The organism is Streptomyces sp. NBC_00236 (genome assembly GCF_036195045.1).
Classification (GTDB): Bacteria; Actinomycetota; Actinomycetes; order Streptomycetales; family Streptomycetaceae; genus Streptomyces.
Genome location: NZ_CP108100.1, coordinates 5,177,652 through 5,192,975, shown reverse-complemented (window position 1 = coordinate 5,192,975; position 15,324 = coordinate 5,177,652). Strand labels below are relative to the sequence as shown.

At 71.6% G+C, this 15,324-nt stretch carries 11 protein-coding genes and 1 riboswitch; of the genes, 8 read left to right on the top strand and 3 right to left on the bottom strand.

Features of this window, described 5'->3' with window-relative positions; translation table 11 throughout:
- Positions 1–50 precede the first annotated feature (50 nt).
- Positions 51–941: an NmrA/HSCARG family protein gene (locus OG446_RS23495; protein ID WP_328895878.1), complete on the top strand. Its 891-nt coding sequence runs from the start codon at positions 51–53 to the stop codon at positions 939–941.
- 935 nt (positions 942–1,876) lie between these two features.
- Here OG446_RS23495 and OG446_RS23490 read toward each other — a convergent pair.
- On the bottom strand, positions 1,877–2,290 hold the full coding sequence (locus tag OG446_RS23490) for a cobalamin B12-binding domain-containing protein (protein WP_328898391.1): 414 nt from the start codon (positions 2,288–2,290) through the stop codon (positions 1,877–1,879).
- A 500-nt stretch (positions 2,291–2,790) separates the two neighbouring features.
- On the opposite strand from OG446_RS23490, the gene OG446_RS23485 reads away from it, so the two are divergent.
- On the top strand, positions 2,791–3,786 hold the full coding sequence (locus OG446_RS23485; RefSeq protein WP_443050281.1) for an esterase/lipase family protein: 996 nt from the start codon (positions 2,791–2,793) through the stop codon (positions 3,784–3,786).
- A 270-nt stretch (positions 3,787–4,056) separates the two neighbouring features.
- Positions 4,057–5,649 carry a M23 family metallopeptidase gene (locus OG446_RS23480; protein ID WP_328895877.1) on the top strand — a complete coding sequence of 531 codons (1,593 nt, stop codon included), beginning with the start codon at positions 4,057–4,059 and terminating at the stop codon, positions 5,647–5,649.
- 44 nt (positions 5,650–5,693) lie between these two features.
- Here the strand turns inward: OG446_RS23480 and pcrA are convergent, their stop codons facing one another.
- Positions 5,694–8,132, bottom strand: coding sequence for a DNA helicase PcrA (gene pcrA / locus OG446_RS23475; RefSeq protein ID WP_328895876.1), 2,439 nt, complete (start codon positions 8,130–8,132; stop codon positions 5,694–5,696).
- A 259-nt stretch (positions 8,133–8,391) separates the two neighbouring features.
- Positions 8,392–8,559, top strand: a riboswitch (cyclic di-AMP (ydaO/yuaA leader).
- On the opposite strand from pcrA, the gene OG446_RS23470 reads away from it, so the two are divergent.
- From OG446_RS23470 to OG446_RS23460, 3 genes are all read left to right on the top strand, one after another.
- Positions 8,558–9,736 (top strand): C40 family peptidase, encoded by a 1,179-nt coding sequence (locus OG446_RS23470; protein WP_328895875.1) that lies wholly within the window; start codon positions 8,558–8,560, stop codon positions 9,734–9,736. Its footprint overlaps the riboswitch before it by 2 nt.
- Positions 9,737–9,820: 84 nt before the next feature.
- Entirely contained in the window at positions 9,821–11,578 is a 1,758-nt protein-coding gene (locus OG446_RS23465) for a polymorphic toxin-type HINT domain-containing protein (RefSeq protein ID WP_328895874.1), read from the top strand.
- A gap of 90 nt (positions 11,579–11,668) precedes the next feature.
- The gene (locus OG446_RS23460) at positions 11,669–12,571 is read left to right on the top strand and encodes a hypothetical protein (RefSeq protein WP_328895873.1); all 903 of its coding nucleotides are present in this window, start codon (positions 11,669–11,671) and stop codon (positions 12,569–12,571) included.
- Positions 12,572–12,719: 148 nt separating this feature from the next.
- On the opposite strand, the gene OG446_RS23455 is transcribed toward OG446_RS23460, so the two are convergent.
- Positions 12,720–13,073: a hypothetical protein gene (locus OG446_RS23455; protein ID WP_219573938.1), complete on the bottom strand. Its 354-nt coding sequence runs from the start codon at positions 13,071–13,073 to the stop codon at positions 12,720–12,722.
- A 354-nt stretch (positions 13,074–13,427) separates the two neighbouring features.
- Between OG446_RS23455 and OG446_RS23450 the strand changes: the two genes are divergently transcribed.
- Both OG446_RS23450 and OG446_RS23445 read left to right on the top strand, forming a co-directional pair.
- Positions 13,428–14,474: a C40 family peptidase gene (locus OG446_RS23450; RefSeq protein WP_328895872.1), complete on the top strand. Its 1,047-nt coding sequence runs from the start codon at positions 13,428–13,430 to the stop codon at positions 14,472–14,474.
- A gap of 42 nt (positions 14,475–14,516) precedes the next feature.
- Positions 14,517–15,290 (top strand): GNAT family N-acetyltransferase, encoded by a 774-nt coding sequence (locus OG446_RS23445; protein WP_328895871.1) that lies wholly within the window; start codon positions 14,517–14,519, stop codon positions 15,288–15,290.
- Positions 15,291–15,324 lie beyond the last annotated feature (34 nt).

Genomic DNA, 15,324 nt, shown 5'->3' with positions numbered 1-15,324 from the left:
CGGCGTGAACCAGTCGAGGTTCGCGGCATGACCTAACGAGAGGCGACGACATGGTCACGCGGGAAAACGGCGCGATCGCGGTCTTTGGTGCGACGGGGCAGCAGGGTGGGGCGGTCGTCGACGCGCTCCTGGCCCGAGGAGCGCGGGTGCGGGCCCTCGTCCGCACCCCCGAGTCCGACCGGGCGCAGGCGCTGGCCGCCCAAGGCGTTGAGCTGTCGACTGTCCGGATCGACGACCCGGCGTCAACGGTCGCCGCACTGGAGGCGGTCGATGCGTTCTACTTCATGACCCCGGAGGCGAACAGCCTCGAGGAGGTCGAGGAGGAGGTCCGCGTGGGCACCGCCCTCGTCGACGCGGCGGCCGCGGCGCGCGTGCCGCACGTCGTGTTCAACTCGGTCTTCGGAGCGGATCGCGAAACGGGCGTGCCGCACCACGACTCGAAGCATCGGATCGAGAAGCACCTGAAGCTCTCCGGACTGAGGGCCACGATGGTTCGCCCGACCGCCTTCATGGAGAACTTCGCAACCGTGATGGCGCCGAGCCTGGAGGACGGGGTGATCGTGCTGAGGCTGCCGCTGCCGGACGACATCGCCCTGAAGATGATCTCGATCAGGGACATCGGCCAGGTAGCCGCCGCGATCCTGCTCGACACCGCGGACGTGCCCGGCGGAGCCATCGACGTCATCGGCGACGAGCCGACGGGCCCCCAGATCGCCGCCGCGTTCGGCGAGCGCGCCGGGCTACCGTCCCGCTACGAGGCCCTGCCACTGAGCGTCCTCGGCAACGATCTCGACAAGGCGATGTTCCGCCAGTTCGCCGAGGGGTCCGCATACCCGTCGGACCTCGCAGCGGTGCGGGCGATCGAGCCGACCACCCGGGACCTGGCCGAGTGGATCCGCTCCACCGGCTGGACCGCGCCCGCGGACCGGGTCCGCTCCTGATGCTCCAGCCGTAGGCCGTGATCTTGCCGAAGTGGCGGTCCCGGACATGGCACGGTCACCGCCTGGTCCTCGTCCGTTGTGTCGACATCAGATGATCAAGCGGTGGCCGTGGGGCACAGGCAGGGTCCGACCGCTGGCAGGCGGCGACCGACAGGCGGCTCGGCCGGACAGCCTCCAGGTTCCCCCGGACCGTGATCCGCCGGCGGGCCGGCCGGTTCCCGCTCGGGCTGCTCGCCGAGCTGCCCCGCAAGAACTGCCGTGGCTCTCCGCCGGAGCCGGGGCGAAGGGCCCGCGCCACCCGGAGCCGAGGCGAAGGGCCCGCGCCACCCGGAGCCTGGGCGAAGGGCCCGCGCCACCCGGAGCCGGGGCGAAGGGCCCTCGCTCCTACGACTGGGCCGTGGTTGCGCTGCTCCCACCCGTGGGGAGTCCGCGGGCGATGGCGGCGACACCCCGTGCCGGCGGCCGTTGGTGCGTCGTCACCGCAGCACCGGGGAGCCGGCGTTCTCTCGCTGCTCCAGCCCGGAACCGGTGCCGCTGCGTGAACCGGTCCGCGTCGCCGGGCGCCGCTGACGCATGGAGGAGTCGTTTCAGGACGGCAAGGGCCCGGCCGGACCCGATATGAGCGCCGGGCCCGCCGCTGAACCTCCTGGCAACGCTGGACGGCGTTCGCGATGCTCGCCCACGCCCGCCCTGCTCGCGGCCGTCGCCGCGAACGAGCACAGCTCCCGGCCCGCATCGGCCGGGCCGATCACGTTGACCTGCAACGGGATCACCCGGCTGCTCACCGCTCCGGTCGCCGAGCCCGCACGTGTCCTGGCCTGCTCACACGCCCGGTCAGCCTGGCGCCGGCGCGCCATCAACACCGCGCCCGCGTCAGCCGCTACCACTGCCAAGAAGCAGCCCTCGAGTGGTCATGAGGATCCACGGCTGGAGTACTACGCCTCCGCGGGCTGTCGGACGTTCGCGTTGACCCAGTCGACGATCGCGACCGTCGTCGCGCCCGGCGTGAAGATCTCCGCGACGCCCTGCTCCTTCAGCGGGGCGATGTCCGCCTCCGGGATGATGCCGCCGCCGAAGACCTTGATGTCGGCCGCGTCGCGCTCCTTCAGCAGCTCGATCACCTTCGCGAAGAGCGTGTTGTGCGCGCCGGAGAGGATCGAGAGGCCGATGGCGTCGGCGTCCTCCTGGATCGCGGTGTCCACGATCTGCTCGGGCGTCTGGTGGAGCCCCGTGTAGATGACCTCCATACCTGCGTCGCGCAGCGCCCGCGCGATCACCTTGGCCCCGCGGTCATGGCCGTCGAGGCCCGGCTTGGCCACCACCACACGGATCGGACCGGTCACACCCATCACTGCCTCCACATGCGTCTCCTGTGCCTGAAGGCCAGGGAATGTGAACGAACGTTATCCCCAGCATCCCGCAAGCCGCAGTTTCGCGGTGGGCGGGGAGGGGGAAATCACACGTGGGACATGTTCACCGGGCACCGCTCCCGCAGCACACGGCAGTCCTGCCGTGCGGGACCGGCCGCCGGGGGAGCCGCAACGAGGTCGCCGCACCACCGCGCCGTCAGCCGCACGGCACGGTGGTACGGCTCACCACCCGCCTGTCCGCCGGTCACCGATGGTGTCCCGGAGGACACGGCGGGCGGCGAGTCCCGGACGGCGACCGGCCGGCCCGGACCTCCGAGATGGCGCCCCATGAGGGCAGACGGGGCAGCGAGCCGCTCCTCCCCGGGTGCCGGAGCAGGAGGTCGACCATGAGGACCCCGCATACCCCCGAGACCGCGCAAGCCCCGTTCCTCCCCCTTCTTCCCCTGCTGCTGCGCCGGATGTGTGCGGACATGACCTGGCTGCCGCCCGTCCGGCTGCCGTCCACCCGGCTGTCCGCGGCCCTGCTGAGGGCGACGGCGCTCGAACTCGTGGTCCTGGCGGGGCACGCCCTCCTGTATCCCACCGGCATCACCGGCGAGCGGCACCCCACGGCCGGAACGGCGACGGCGACGGGAACGGGAACAGCGACAGGGACGGGAACAGCGACGGGGACGGGGACGGGGAAGGCAACCGGAACAGCGACCGGAACGGCAGGCCACCCCGGCCCTGCCCGCGCATCCGCCCCCGTTTCCACTCCCGCTCCCGCTCCCGCTTCCACTCCCGCGCCCCCGCTCGCGTCCGCTCCCGCAGGGACCACCGCGCTGCCCACCGCGCACCCCGACCGGCCGCCCGTCGTGCTCCTGCACGGCTTCATCGACAACCGTTCCGTCTTCGTCCTGCTGCGCCGCTCGCTGGCCCGGCACGGCTGGCACCACCTGGAGTCGCTCAACTACTCCCCGCTGACCTGCGACATCCGTACGGCCGCCGAACTGCTCGGCCGGCACGTCGAGGAGATCTGCGCCCGCACCGGCCACCGCGAGGTCGACATCGTCGGCCACAGCCTGGGCGGCCTGATAGCGCGCTACTACGTCCAGCGGCTGGGCGGTGACCGGCGGATCCGCACCCTCGTCACCCTCGGCACACCGCACGGCGGCACCGCCGTCGCCCCGCTGGCCGGCGCCCACCCCATCGTGCGCCAGATGCGCAGCGGCTCGGGGCCGATCGAGGAGCTGCGGCTCCCCGCGCCCGGCTGCCGCACCCGGTTCGTCAGCTTCTGGAGCGAGCTGGACCAGGTGATCGTCCCCGTCGAGGCGGCCTGCATCGACCACCCGGACCTGGACGTGGTCAACGTGCGCGTCACCGGCGTAGGCCATCTCGCCCTGCCCGTGCACCCCGCCGTGGCGGCCGGCATCCGGCGGGCGCTCGACGCCCACGCGTCCGCCCAGGGGCCCGCGGGCGCCGCCTCCGTGGCCTGAGGACGACCGAATCTGCCGGAATCCGGCAGCCACGCCCCCTGCCGTCAACGCTCCGCCTCACCCACAAATAGAACGGGTTTCGAACATAGAGCCAAGGCTGTGTGAGCAGCCCGTCGAAAGACGGCCGATTGCCCGATTCCTGAGCGGCGGAAGGCCGTCGAAGATTGTCGGCGTCGCATACCGCCGGGTACAGTCGCGGCCACTGCTTCCCCGGAGTCCCCACCGGACCCCGGGCACACTGGTACTGCTGCCGAGGCGAGAGAGACGTTGGTGAACGACCAGCACCCCCACGCCGGGTACGCCGGGTATGACGGCCACTCCGCGGGCGGCTTCGACAGCGACCCGCTCTTCGGCTCCCTCCCCGGCAGTTACGACGGCTCGTACGACACCGCGACGGGCTACGCCGCCCCGTACGGCGGCAACACGGCCGACCACAGCGGTACGTATGTCGCCTCCCCGTGGGACACGGGCGCGCACCCCACGGCCGAGTACGGCCAGGCCGCCGACTACACGGCCTACACCGCGCAGCCCCAGCAGCACCCGTACGACCCCGGCCCGCAGTACGACACCGGCGCGGCCTGGATCCCGGACGGCGGTTACGGCCACACCGTCCCGGCCCAGCACGGGGCCCCGGACACCTCCGGCCAGTGGGACACCACCACCTGGCAGCAGACCGGCCAGTGGACGGACACCGGCACGACGGGTTACGACACCGGCGCCTACGACGCCACCGCCTGGAACACCGGCGCCACGCCCGAGTACGCACAGCAGACCGCGCAATCCGAGCACATCGCGGCAGCGCCCGACGCAGCCGAACAAACGGCCCAGTATCCGTACGCGACCGACGAGACGTACGAGCCGCAGAGCTCCCACGAGACGCCCTACGAGCCGCAGGCGTCCTTCGATCCGTACGACCCGTACGAGCCCTACCGGACCGCCGAGTTCAGCCTCGCGGAGACGGACCTCGACCCAGAGGCCACCGACAGCACCGCGCCCCAGCCGGACGACCACGCTCGCGACCATGATTCCGCCGCCGCACCGGACTCCACCCCGGACGCCGCCCCGGCCACCGGTCACCGCCCCGCAGGCCGCCCCGTCACCCGCAGTGGTGGCGGAAGCCGCAGCCGCAGGCGCTCTCCCGCGAAGCGTTCCGCACTCCTCACCGTCGCCGTTCCGTCCGCCTGCGTGATGAGCGTGGCGGGCATCGCCGCAGCCTCCGTGGGCGGGATGGGCGGCGGCGAGGAGAAGAAGGACGAGACCGCGACGATGGCGGCCGCCGACCCCGGCACGGTCAAGCCCGTCGCGGCCAACAACAAGCTGGACACCCAGCTGGCCAACCTCAGTGCCGACGCGGAGAACTTCGCCGACCGCGCGAGCCGCACCCAGGAACGCATCGACCTGAAGGCACGGCAGGCCGCCGAGAAGAAGCGACGCGCGGACGAGGCCGCCCGCAAGGAGGCCCTGCGCCCCAAGTTCGTCATGCCGGTCAAGGACCATCAGCTCAGCGCGTACTTCGGCCAGGCGGGCGTCAACTGGATGTCCGTGCACACGGGCATCGACTTCCCCGTCGGCTACGGCACGCCGGTGATGGCGGCGACCGACGGCACCGTCCGTACGCAGATCAACTCCGCCTACGGGAACATGGCCATCGTCACCGCGGCCGACGGCACCGAGACCTGGTACTGCCACCTCAGCAGCACCCGGATCCGCTCGGGCTACGTCAAGGCCGGTGATGTCATCGCGTACTCCGGCGACTCCGGCAACTCGACCGGCCCGCACCTGCACTTCGAGGTCCGGCCCGGCGGCGGCGCGGCGATCGACCCGCTGCCCTGGCTCCGCAGCCACAACGTCAACCCGAACTGATCGGGTGGGCGGCCGCGGCCGCCCACCCGCGGGGCCCGCCGGCCCTACAGCTTCTCGACCGGCGCGTACCGCAGCAGCAGCTTCTTCGGCCGCGCGTCCCCGAAGTCGACCGTGGCCTTCGCCTGGTCCCCGATGCCCTCGACCGCCGTCACCGTGCCCAGACCGAACTGGTCGTGGGTGACCCGGTCACCGGCCACCAGGGTGATCGTCGGCTTGTCCGAGGTCCGCCGGGTCGCGAAGCCCGAGGGGCCGGAGCGCGCACGGGACGCGGAGCGCGACGAGGTGATGCCCGACGTCGGCCCGGCCGGTGCCGCCATGGGGCCCTTGCGCTTCCACTCCAGGTGCTGGTCCGGGATCTCCTCCAGGAACCGCGACGGCGGGTTGTACGCGGGCTGGCCCCAGGCGCTGCGCATCGCCGCGCGAGTGAGGTAGAGCCGCTCGCGGGCGCGCGTGATGCCGACGTAGGCGAGCCGCCGCTCCTCCTCCAGCTCCTTGGTCTGTCCGAGTGCCCGCATGTGCGGGAAGACCCCGTCCTCCATGCCGGTCAGGAAGACCACCGGGAATTCGAGGCCCTTGGCGGTGTGCAGCGTCATCAGCGTGACGACACCGGAGCCGTCCTCGTCCTCGTCGGGGATCTGGTCGGCGTCGGCGACGAGCGCGACCTTCTCCAGGAACTCGGCGAGCGTGCCCGCGCCTTCGTCCTCCGCCCGCTCCTGCTCGAACTCGAGGGCGACGGAGGCGAGTTCCTGGAGGTTCTCGATCCGGGTCTCGTCCTGCGGGTCGGTGGACGCCTGGAGCTCGGCGAGATAGCCGGTCCGCTCCATGACGGCCTCCACCACGACCGCAGGTCCAGCGCCGGACTCCACGACCGTGCGGAGCTCCTCCATCAGCGTGTTGAACCGCTTCACCGCGTTCGACGAACGGGCTGCCATGCCGTACGCCTCGTCGACCCGGCGCAGCGCCTGCGGGAAGGAGATCTTCTCGCGCATCGACAGGGCGTCGATCATCGCCTCGGCCCGGTCGCCGATGCCCCGCTTGGGCACGTTCAGGATGCGGCGCAGCGGGACGGTGTCCTCGGGGTTGGAGAGGACCCGGAGGTAGGCCAGGACGTCCCTGACCTCCTTGCGCTCGTAGAAGCGCACGCCGCCGACCACCTTGTAGGGCAGGCCGACGCGGATGAAGATCTCCTCGAAGACACGCGACTGCGCGTTCGTCCGGTAGAAGATCGCCACGTCGCCGGCCTTGGCGTCGCCCGCGTCGGTCAGCCGGTCGATCTCGTCGGCGACGAACTGCGCCTCGTCGTGCTCGGTGTCGGCGACATAGCCGGTGATGCGGGTGCCCGCGCCCGCGTTCGTCCAGAGGTTCTTCGGGCGGCGGCTCTCGTTGCGCTCGATGACCGCGTTGGCCGCGGACAGGATCGTCTGCGTGGAGCGGTAGTTCTGCTCCAGCATGATCGTCGTCGCGTCCGGGTAGTCCTCCTCGAACTGGAGGATGTTGCGGATGGTCGCGCCGCGGAAGGCGTAGATCGACTGGTCCGCGTCACCCACGACGCACAGCTCGCCCGGGGCGTCGGCCTCGCCCGCCGGGCCGACCAGTTCCCGTACGAGCGTGTACTGGGCGTGGTTGGTGTCCTGGTACTCGTCGACGAGGACGTGGCGGAAGCGGCGGCGGTAGTGCTCGGCGACGTCGGGGAACGCCTGGAGCAGGTGCACCGTCGTCATGATGATGTCGTCGAAGTCCAGCGCGTTCGCCTCGCGCAGCCGGGACTGGTAGAGCGCGTAGGCCTGGGCGAGTGTCTTCTCGAAGCCGTCGGCAGCCTGGCCGGCGAAGGTCTCCTCGTCGATCAGCTCGTTCTTCAGGTTCGAGACCTTCGCCGTGAACGACTTCGGCGGGTAGCGCTTCGGGTCGAGGTCGAGATCGCGGCAGACCAGGGCCATGAGGCGCTTGGAGTCGGCGGCGTCGTAGATGGAGAACGAGGAGGTGAAGCCGAGCCGCTTCGACTCGCGGCGCAGGATCCGTACGCACGCGCTGTGGAAGGTCATGACCCACATGGCGTTGGCCCGCGGTCCGACGAGCTGCTCGACGCGCTCCTTCATCTCGCCGGCGGCCTTGTTGGTGAAGGTGATCGCCAGGATCTGGCCGGGGTGCACGCCGCGCTCGGCCAGCAGATGGGCGATGCGGTGCGTCAGTACGCGGGTCTTGCCCGAACCGGCACCGGCGACGATGAGCAGCGGGGACCCGGCGTGCACGACGGCTGCGCGCTGCTCGGTGTTCAGCCCGTCCAGCAGCGCGGCCGCGTCGATGACCGGGCGGTGGGCCCCGTCGCGGTAGTAGGCCTCGCGGGGCGGCGGGGGCCCGTCGAAAACGCCCGCGAAGAGGTCCTCCGGCACCGCTTCGGGTGCGGAGTCCTCGGGGGGCGGCGGGGGCCCTTCCTCCGTGTGCTGGAGGCCGGCCAGGAAACTGTCGTCAAAGAGGCTGCTCATCGCCTCCCGAGTCTAGGCGTGCGCACTGACACTCCGGGCCCGAGTGACCAACCACGCACCGGCGACCGGACACTCAGAGCGAGCGATGGGCATCACTGTGTGGAGCGACCCCGGGCCCCACCTGCCCCGCAGCGCCCCGATCCGGCAAGGTCACGAAAATGTATCGGGCATATCGAACATCAACCTTCACAGCGGCACCATGAGTTGGCTAGCGTGCTCGTTCGGGCGGCCCGTACCCCCAGAGGCGATCCACGCCGAGCGGGCGTCCACGCCGAATCCGGGCTGTCCGTCACGGGAGTCCGGAACCGGGGACCCACACGCATCACCGGGGTGAATCGGTCCGAAATCCCCCACCAGGACCGTAGGGCAGCCTTCCGTTCCGCCCGAACCCGACAGCTAACCCGGTAGGCGGTCCACGGAAGGAGATGCCGGCCTTGGCGTCGCATCGCAAACCGCGCACCCGTGTGCGCAATACCGGCCCGGCCGTCGGGATCACGACGGCCGCACTGGCTTCGGTGACCCTGCTGTCCACGCAGAGCGCACTCGCCGCCCCGGCTCCCAAGCCCAGCATCGAGGACGTACAGAAGAAGGTCGACGACCTCTACCGGCAGGCGGGCACCGCGACCCAGCAGTACAACCAGGCGAAGGAAGCGACCACGGCGCAGCGCTCCAAGGTGGACACCCTGCTCGACGACGTCGCCAAGCGCACCGAGAAGCTGAACGAGGCACGCAGGACGCTCGGCACCTATGCCGCCGCCCAGTACCGCGGCGGCACCCTCGCCCCGACCGCCACCTTCTTCCTGGCCGACGACCCGCAGTCGTTCTTCGACCAGACCCACCTCATGGACCGGATGACCGAGCGCCAGACGCGGGCGGTGTCGGACTTCCGTACGCAGCAGGTGAAGGCGTCCGAGCAGCGGGCCGAGGCCGTGGCGAGCCTGGAGACGCTCACCGAGTCCCAGGCGACCCTGCGCACCAGCAAGCAGAACGTCCAGACGAAGCTGTCCGAGGCCCGCGGCCTGCTGTCGAAGCTGACAGCCGAGGAGAAGGCGCGGCTGGCCGAGCTGGAGCGCAAGAAGGAGGCGGAGGCCAAGCGCAAGGCGGCGGAGCTGGCGAAGAAGCAGGCCGCCGCGAAGGCCGAGGCCGACCGCGAGGCCGCGGCGGCCGAGGAGGCCGCCGAGGAGGCCGGCAGCGGCACGGGGGCAGGCACCGGAACCGGGACCGGCTCGGGCTCGGGTTCGGACGCCGACGCCTCGACCAAGGCCGAGAAGGTCATGGCGTTCGCCAGGGCGCAGCTCGGCAAGCCGTACGTCTGGGGGGCGACCGGCCCGGCCTCGTACGACTGCTCCGGGCTCACCCAGGCGGCCTGGAAGGCGGCCGGTGTCGACATTCCGCGGACCACCTGGGACCAGGTGAACGTGGGCACCCGGATAGCCACCGAGGATCTGCGGCCCGGGGACCTGGTGTTCTTCTACGACGACATCAGCCACGTCGGCATCTACAAGGGCGACGGCATGATGATCCACGCGCCGAAGCCGGGGGCGAACGTGCGCGAGGAGTCGATCTACTACATGCCGATCTACGGGAGCGTGCGGCCGGGCTGACGAGCGCTGCGGGGCCACCGTGGGGCCGCGTTTTGGGTCCACGGGCCCAAGACGCGCCCCCCATATGCCCGTTAGCGTCTCCCTATGCCACGCATGGGGGAGTTACGGCGCCGGGTGCGGCGCAGCGTGCCGCGCACACAAGCACGCGTGCTGGGGCTGCGCCGACGGCGTGACCGGGGTCAGGGCGCGCTTGAGTACCTGGGTCTGACGCTGGTGGTCGTGGCGATCATCGGTGCCCTGGTGGGTACGGGGATCGGTGCTGATCTGACGGCGAAGATCGGTGTGCAGGTCTGCCGGATCGGTGGCGGCGGCAACTGTGGTGGTGACAGCGGGAGCCAGGCGCAGGGCGGTGACCAGAGCGCTCCGGGGCAGGGGGATCCGGCTTCGGACAAGAATCCTGACGGTTCGCCGAAGTCGCCGGAGCAGATCGCGTACGACAAGGCGCTGAAGGATCTCCAGGACGCGCAGAAGGACGAGAAGTCCAACAGCGACAAGGCGATCGACGCGGCGAAGGAACTCGCGAAGATCCTGGCCGACGAACTCGGGATCACCGACGCGCTGGACTGCATCACCAAGGGCGACATGGGCGCCTGCACGGAGACGTTGATCAACGTGCTGTTGAGTCTCGTCGGCGGAGCGGTCGGGAAACTCGCCGCGAAGTACGGGGCGCCCTGGAAGTGGAAGAAGGCCTACAAGCTCATCCAGAGCTTGAAGAAGCACGGCGGCGACCTCTACGACGGGCTCAAGGGACTCATCAAGAGCCGCGGCAAGGTCAAGGACGCCCAGAAAGCCCTCGACGACGCCGCAAAGAAACTCGACGACACCAAGAAACCCAAGAAGGACGACCCCAAACCCGACGAGAAGAAGCCCGACTGTCCGGTCAATCACAGCTTCCTCGCGGGCACCCCCGTCCTCCTCGCCGACGGCACCCGCCGCGCCATCGAGGACGTCCGGGCCGGGGACCGTGTCCTGGCCACCGACCCGGCGGACGGCCGGAGCGCGGCGCGCACGGTGACGGACACCATCACCACCGAGGGCGACAAGCACTTCACCCGGGTCACGGTGGAACAGAACGGCCGTACGGCCACCCTGACCGCCACGGACACGCACCCGTTCTGGCTGGTGAACGAGGGACGCTGGGCCGATGCGGGCCGGATCGCCGCCGGCGACGCGCTGCGGCTGTCCGACGGCGGCGCACTTGCCGTCACCGGGGTCAGCCGGTACACCCTGCGTCAGCGCACCCACGACCTGACGGTCGACACCACGCACACCTACTACGTGGCGGTCGGCCGGGGCAACGTCCTGGTCCACAACAACGACTGCGGCCCGAAGAAGCGGACCCCCGCCGAACTGAAGAAGCTCGCCGAGGAGAACGCCCAGGCGGCCCGCGACTACCAGGACGTCTTCCTGGACGAGGTGCGGCGCGAGGCGAAGGCCAAGGGCAAGAGCCCGGAGGAGGTCGAGAAGGCGGTCGAGTGGGCCGAGAAGACGAACACCACTTCGGTCGTCCGGGCGCGCTTTCCCGTACCCGGCAAGCCGGGACAGTGGGTGGAGCGCAATGTGGTCTCCAGCAGCGGCCAGGGTCTGTCCCCGGCGCAGCTGAGCGCCATCGCCAAACGCGGTGACGTTCCGGTCCGCGTCAACGTCCAGGGCGCCACGCACGCCGAGCAGAACGCCCTCCTGGAGATCGACAAGCTGGGCGGCAAGCCCATCGCCGGCGGGGCGTCGCGCGAGGTCTGCCAGGACATCTGCGGCCCCCTCATCAAGGGTTCCGAGGGTGTGGTCAGCGGCAATGTGACCGGGCGGGGCGGACGCAAGTACAAGACGTTCTGGTGGCCGTGACCGGGCCGGCGCCGGGTACCGTGCGGAAGGTGCCCGGCACCGGACGGGCATCGGCGTACACAGGACGAGCACCAGCAGGAGCGAGCGACCGTGAAGATCTTGGAGAGCGTCCGGGGCATGGCCTTCCTCGGGACCTTCCCCCAGGCAAGGCTGTTCTCGGCGGCCTGCGCCGAGCGCACCGCGGGGGTGCTCCTGCGGTACCTCGCCGACGAGGGGCGCCCGGAGGACCAGGACAGCTGCGTGGCCGCCCTTGAGCTGCTGTGGGACGCCGCGCCGCCGGACGAGAGCGCGGCGGCCGCCATGCACCGCCGGCTGAGCGTGCTCCCCGAACTCGATCCGGAACTCCGGCCGGACGGCGCCGTCGCGGCGGCGGCGCTCGGGCTCCGGGCCCTGTTCTCCGGGGTGGCGATGCTCATCGACCAGGGCCCGGACGGGGCGGTCGCGCCCTCCGAGGCGGCGCGGGCGCTTGCCAGGGCACTGGACGGCGGGGGCGGCGCGACGGCTGCCGAGGAGGACGTGATCCAGGACCGGGACGTCGAGCGGATCATGTCGTGGAGCCCCGAGGAGCAGACGCTGCACCTTCACGGACTGCGCGCGGCGGCGGCGGAGACGGGGCGCGAGCGGCTGGCCGCGGCGCAGAAGCGCTACGGCCTCGGTGGCGGGGCACCCGACGGAACCGGTCCGCACCGGATCGCGGTGACGGCCACCGTCGACCGCGGTGATGTGGCGGCGGCCGAGCAGCGTGCCCGGTACGGGGTGGTCGGGCGGATCACGGCGGGCTCCGACGCGGGGCGCTACCTGCGCGTCGACCGGCTGGCCGACCTGGCGGCGTCACCCGAGGAGCGGGCCGGGGCGGCGGGGGTGGACATCCTCGTGGCGGCCGACCCGACGATGACGCGGGAGTGCGTGGGCGAGTGGGTCGAGGACTGGGCGGGCGTCGAGGAGGCGCTGCGGCGGGAGGGCCGTCAGGTCGACTGGGGCACCGCTCCGTAGCACCGCCCGCCGGCCCGCGTCATGAGCCCGGCCGGCCGGGCTGCGCCACAAGACCGCCCGCCCGGCCCGCGACGAGGGCTCAGGTCCGGAGCGTGGCGCGGCTCAGGTCCGGAGCGCGGCTCAGGTCCGGAGCGTGGCGGGACGGGGCTCAGGTCCAGAGCGTGGCGATGAAGATGTTGACGATCGTCAGTCCGCCGACCGCCGCGAAGAGGCCCTTGTCGACCTTCTCCTCGTCGCGCTTGACGTAGACGAGGGCGAGGATCACGACCAGGATCAGCAGTTTGATGCCGATCTTGACGTTGTTCACGGGGTGGTCGTCGGCCTGGTCGAGGCCGACCAGCGCGACTCCGGTGACCAGCATGGTCAGCGCTCCGTGCAGCATGGCCGGGACGAACCGTGCCGTGCCCGCCCCCATCGCCTTCATCTGGGTGAGGAAACCGCCCAGCAGGGAGGCGATGCCGATGATGTGCAGGGCGACGAAGACATCGATGAGTACACGCATGGCTCCGCAGCCTAGCCCCGGCCATATCAGCACTCCGCAGCCAGGTGAGCCTGAGCGACTACTTGACCGCGAGATGCACCAATTGCCTGGCTCTGATGCAATTTTTCCGATCACCCGGCGACAACGCAACGCCAACTTCGCACAATAAGCGTCATTACAACTCTTTCCCGTGTCCCGGGTTTAGCGTCCCTGCCAGGTGACCGGCACAGCGCCGATCCGTACCCGGGTGGCGTTCCCGGTCACCCCGCCGAGGTCCCGGCGGCGGGCCGCTCCCCCTGTTGGCGGCCCCCGCCGGGCCGGGCGGGCCCGTCGGTAGACCCCGGCGGGCCGTCGAAAGGAAGGACGCCCGCCCTCGTGGCAGCGCACCGGAAACCCAAGCAGCGCCCGTACACCGGCTCTGCTGCCCGCACAGCGGCGACACTCGCCTTCGCCGGGGCCGCGACCGCCGCCGCGTTGCCGGGATCCGCACACGCCGATCCGGCGCCCACGCCCGCCCAGGTGAAGGCCCAGGTCGACCGGCTGTACCGGGAGGCGGAGGCCGCCACCGAGCAGTACAACGGTGCCAAGGAGAAGGCCGCCGCCACCGCGAAGTCCGTCGACGCCCTGCGCGACGAGGCAGCCCGCAGGACCGAGCGGCTCAACACGGCACGCGAGGCGCTGGGTTCGTACGCCGCCGCGCAGTACCGCTCCGGCGGCATCGACCCCGCCGTGCAGCTGGCGCTCTCCTCGGACCCCGACCAGTACCTCCGGCGCGCCTCGTACGTCGAGCGGGCCGGCGAGCGGCGCGCCACCGAGGTACGCACCGTGCAGCGCCAGGTCGCGGACGTGGCCCAGGTCCGCGCCGAGGCCGCCGGCGAGCTGACCGAACTCGCGAGCCGCCAGGCCGCCCTGAAGAAGCACAAGGCGACGGTCCGCACCAAGCTCGCCGAGGCCCGGCAGCTGCTGGCCCGGCTCTCCCCCACCGAGCGCGCCGCCTACGACGCCTCGGAGGGCGGCCGCGGCGCCGCCCACGCCGACCGCAGCGCCCCGCGCTCCACGGCCCAGGCGCCCAACGCCCGCGCCGCCGAAGCGGTCGCCTTCGCGTACACGGCCCTCGGCAAGCCGTACGTCTGGGGCGCCACCGGCCCCTCCTCGTTCGACTGTTCCGGCCTCACCCAGGCCGCCTACCGCTCCGCGGGTGTCTCCCTGCCCCGGACCACGTACACCCAGATCAACGCGGGCCGGCGCGTGTCGCGCTCCGAACTCGCCCCCGGGGACCTGGTGTTCTTCTACTCGGGCATCACCCACGTCGGCCTGTACATCGGCAACGGCCAGATGATCCACGCCCCGCGCCCGGGCGCCCCGGTCCGCATCGCCCCGATCGACCACATGCCCTTCGCCGGAGCGACCCGGGTCGCGTAGGCTCCCGCCCTCCGATCCGGAACGGCCGAAGGACACTCACCCATGCCCATGGACGTCGACGTCCAGACCCACGCCCGCACCCTCACGCTCCGCTCCCCGGACCACGTCCGGGTGGGCCCGTTCGCGATCCGCTACAACCCGGACTGGTCCCTCAAGTACGCCAATTACGCGATCCCCGACCAGGGCGCGGAACCGACACCCGGCGAACTCGACGCCCTGATCGCCGCCTTCCGCGAGCTGGACCGGATGCCGCGCCTGGAGTTCCTGCCCACCTGGGCGCCCGCGGTCGAACCCGCGCTGCTGGCCGCCGGGTTCACCGTGGAGAACCGCGCCCCGCTCCTGGCCTGCGCTCCCGGCGGACTGCTGCCGCCGAAGCCGGTGGACGGCCTGGTGATGGCCGAGCCCGCCACGGACGCGGAGTTCGACGCCGCCGCCCTCGTCCAGCACCTGGGCTACGGCGGGACGGGCGAGCCCGAGGCGGGTACCGCCCAGTGGCTGCGCACCGCCGCGGCGGACGGCGGGGTCGCCGGGCTCGCCACGGTCGACGGCACCCCGGCAGGTGCGGGCGGTTGCTCGGTCCCGGTCGACGGCCTCAGCGAGCTGGCCGGGCTCGCGGTCTCGGCGGACTTCCGGCGCCGCGGCATCGGGGCCGCGCTCTCCGCCCACCTGACGGAGACCGCGTTCGCGCGCGGCTGCCGGGTCGTCTGGCTGGAGCCGGGCGACGCCGACGTGGAGCGGATCTACGCGGCCATCGGCTACCGCCGGATCGGCGAGAAGCTGAACATCTCGCTCGACCCGGAACGGGAAGGCGCCTGACCTGGTCAGGACGGCGCGAAGACGCCTGACCGGA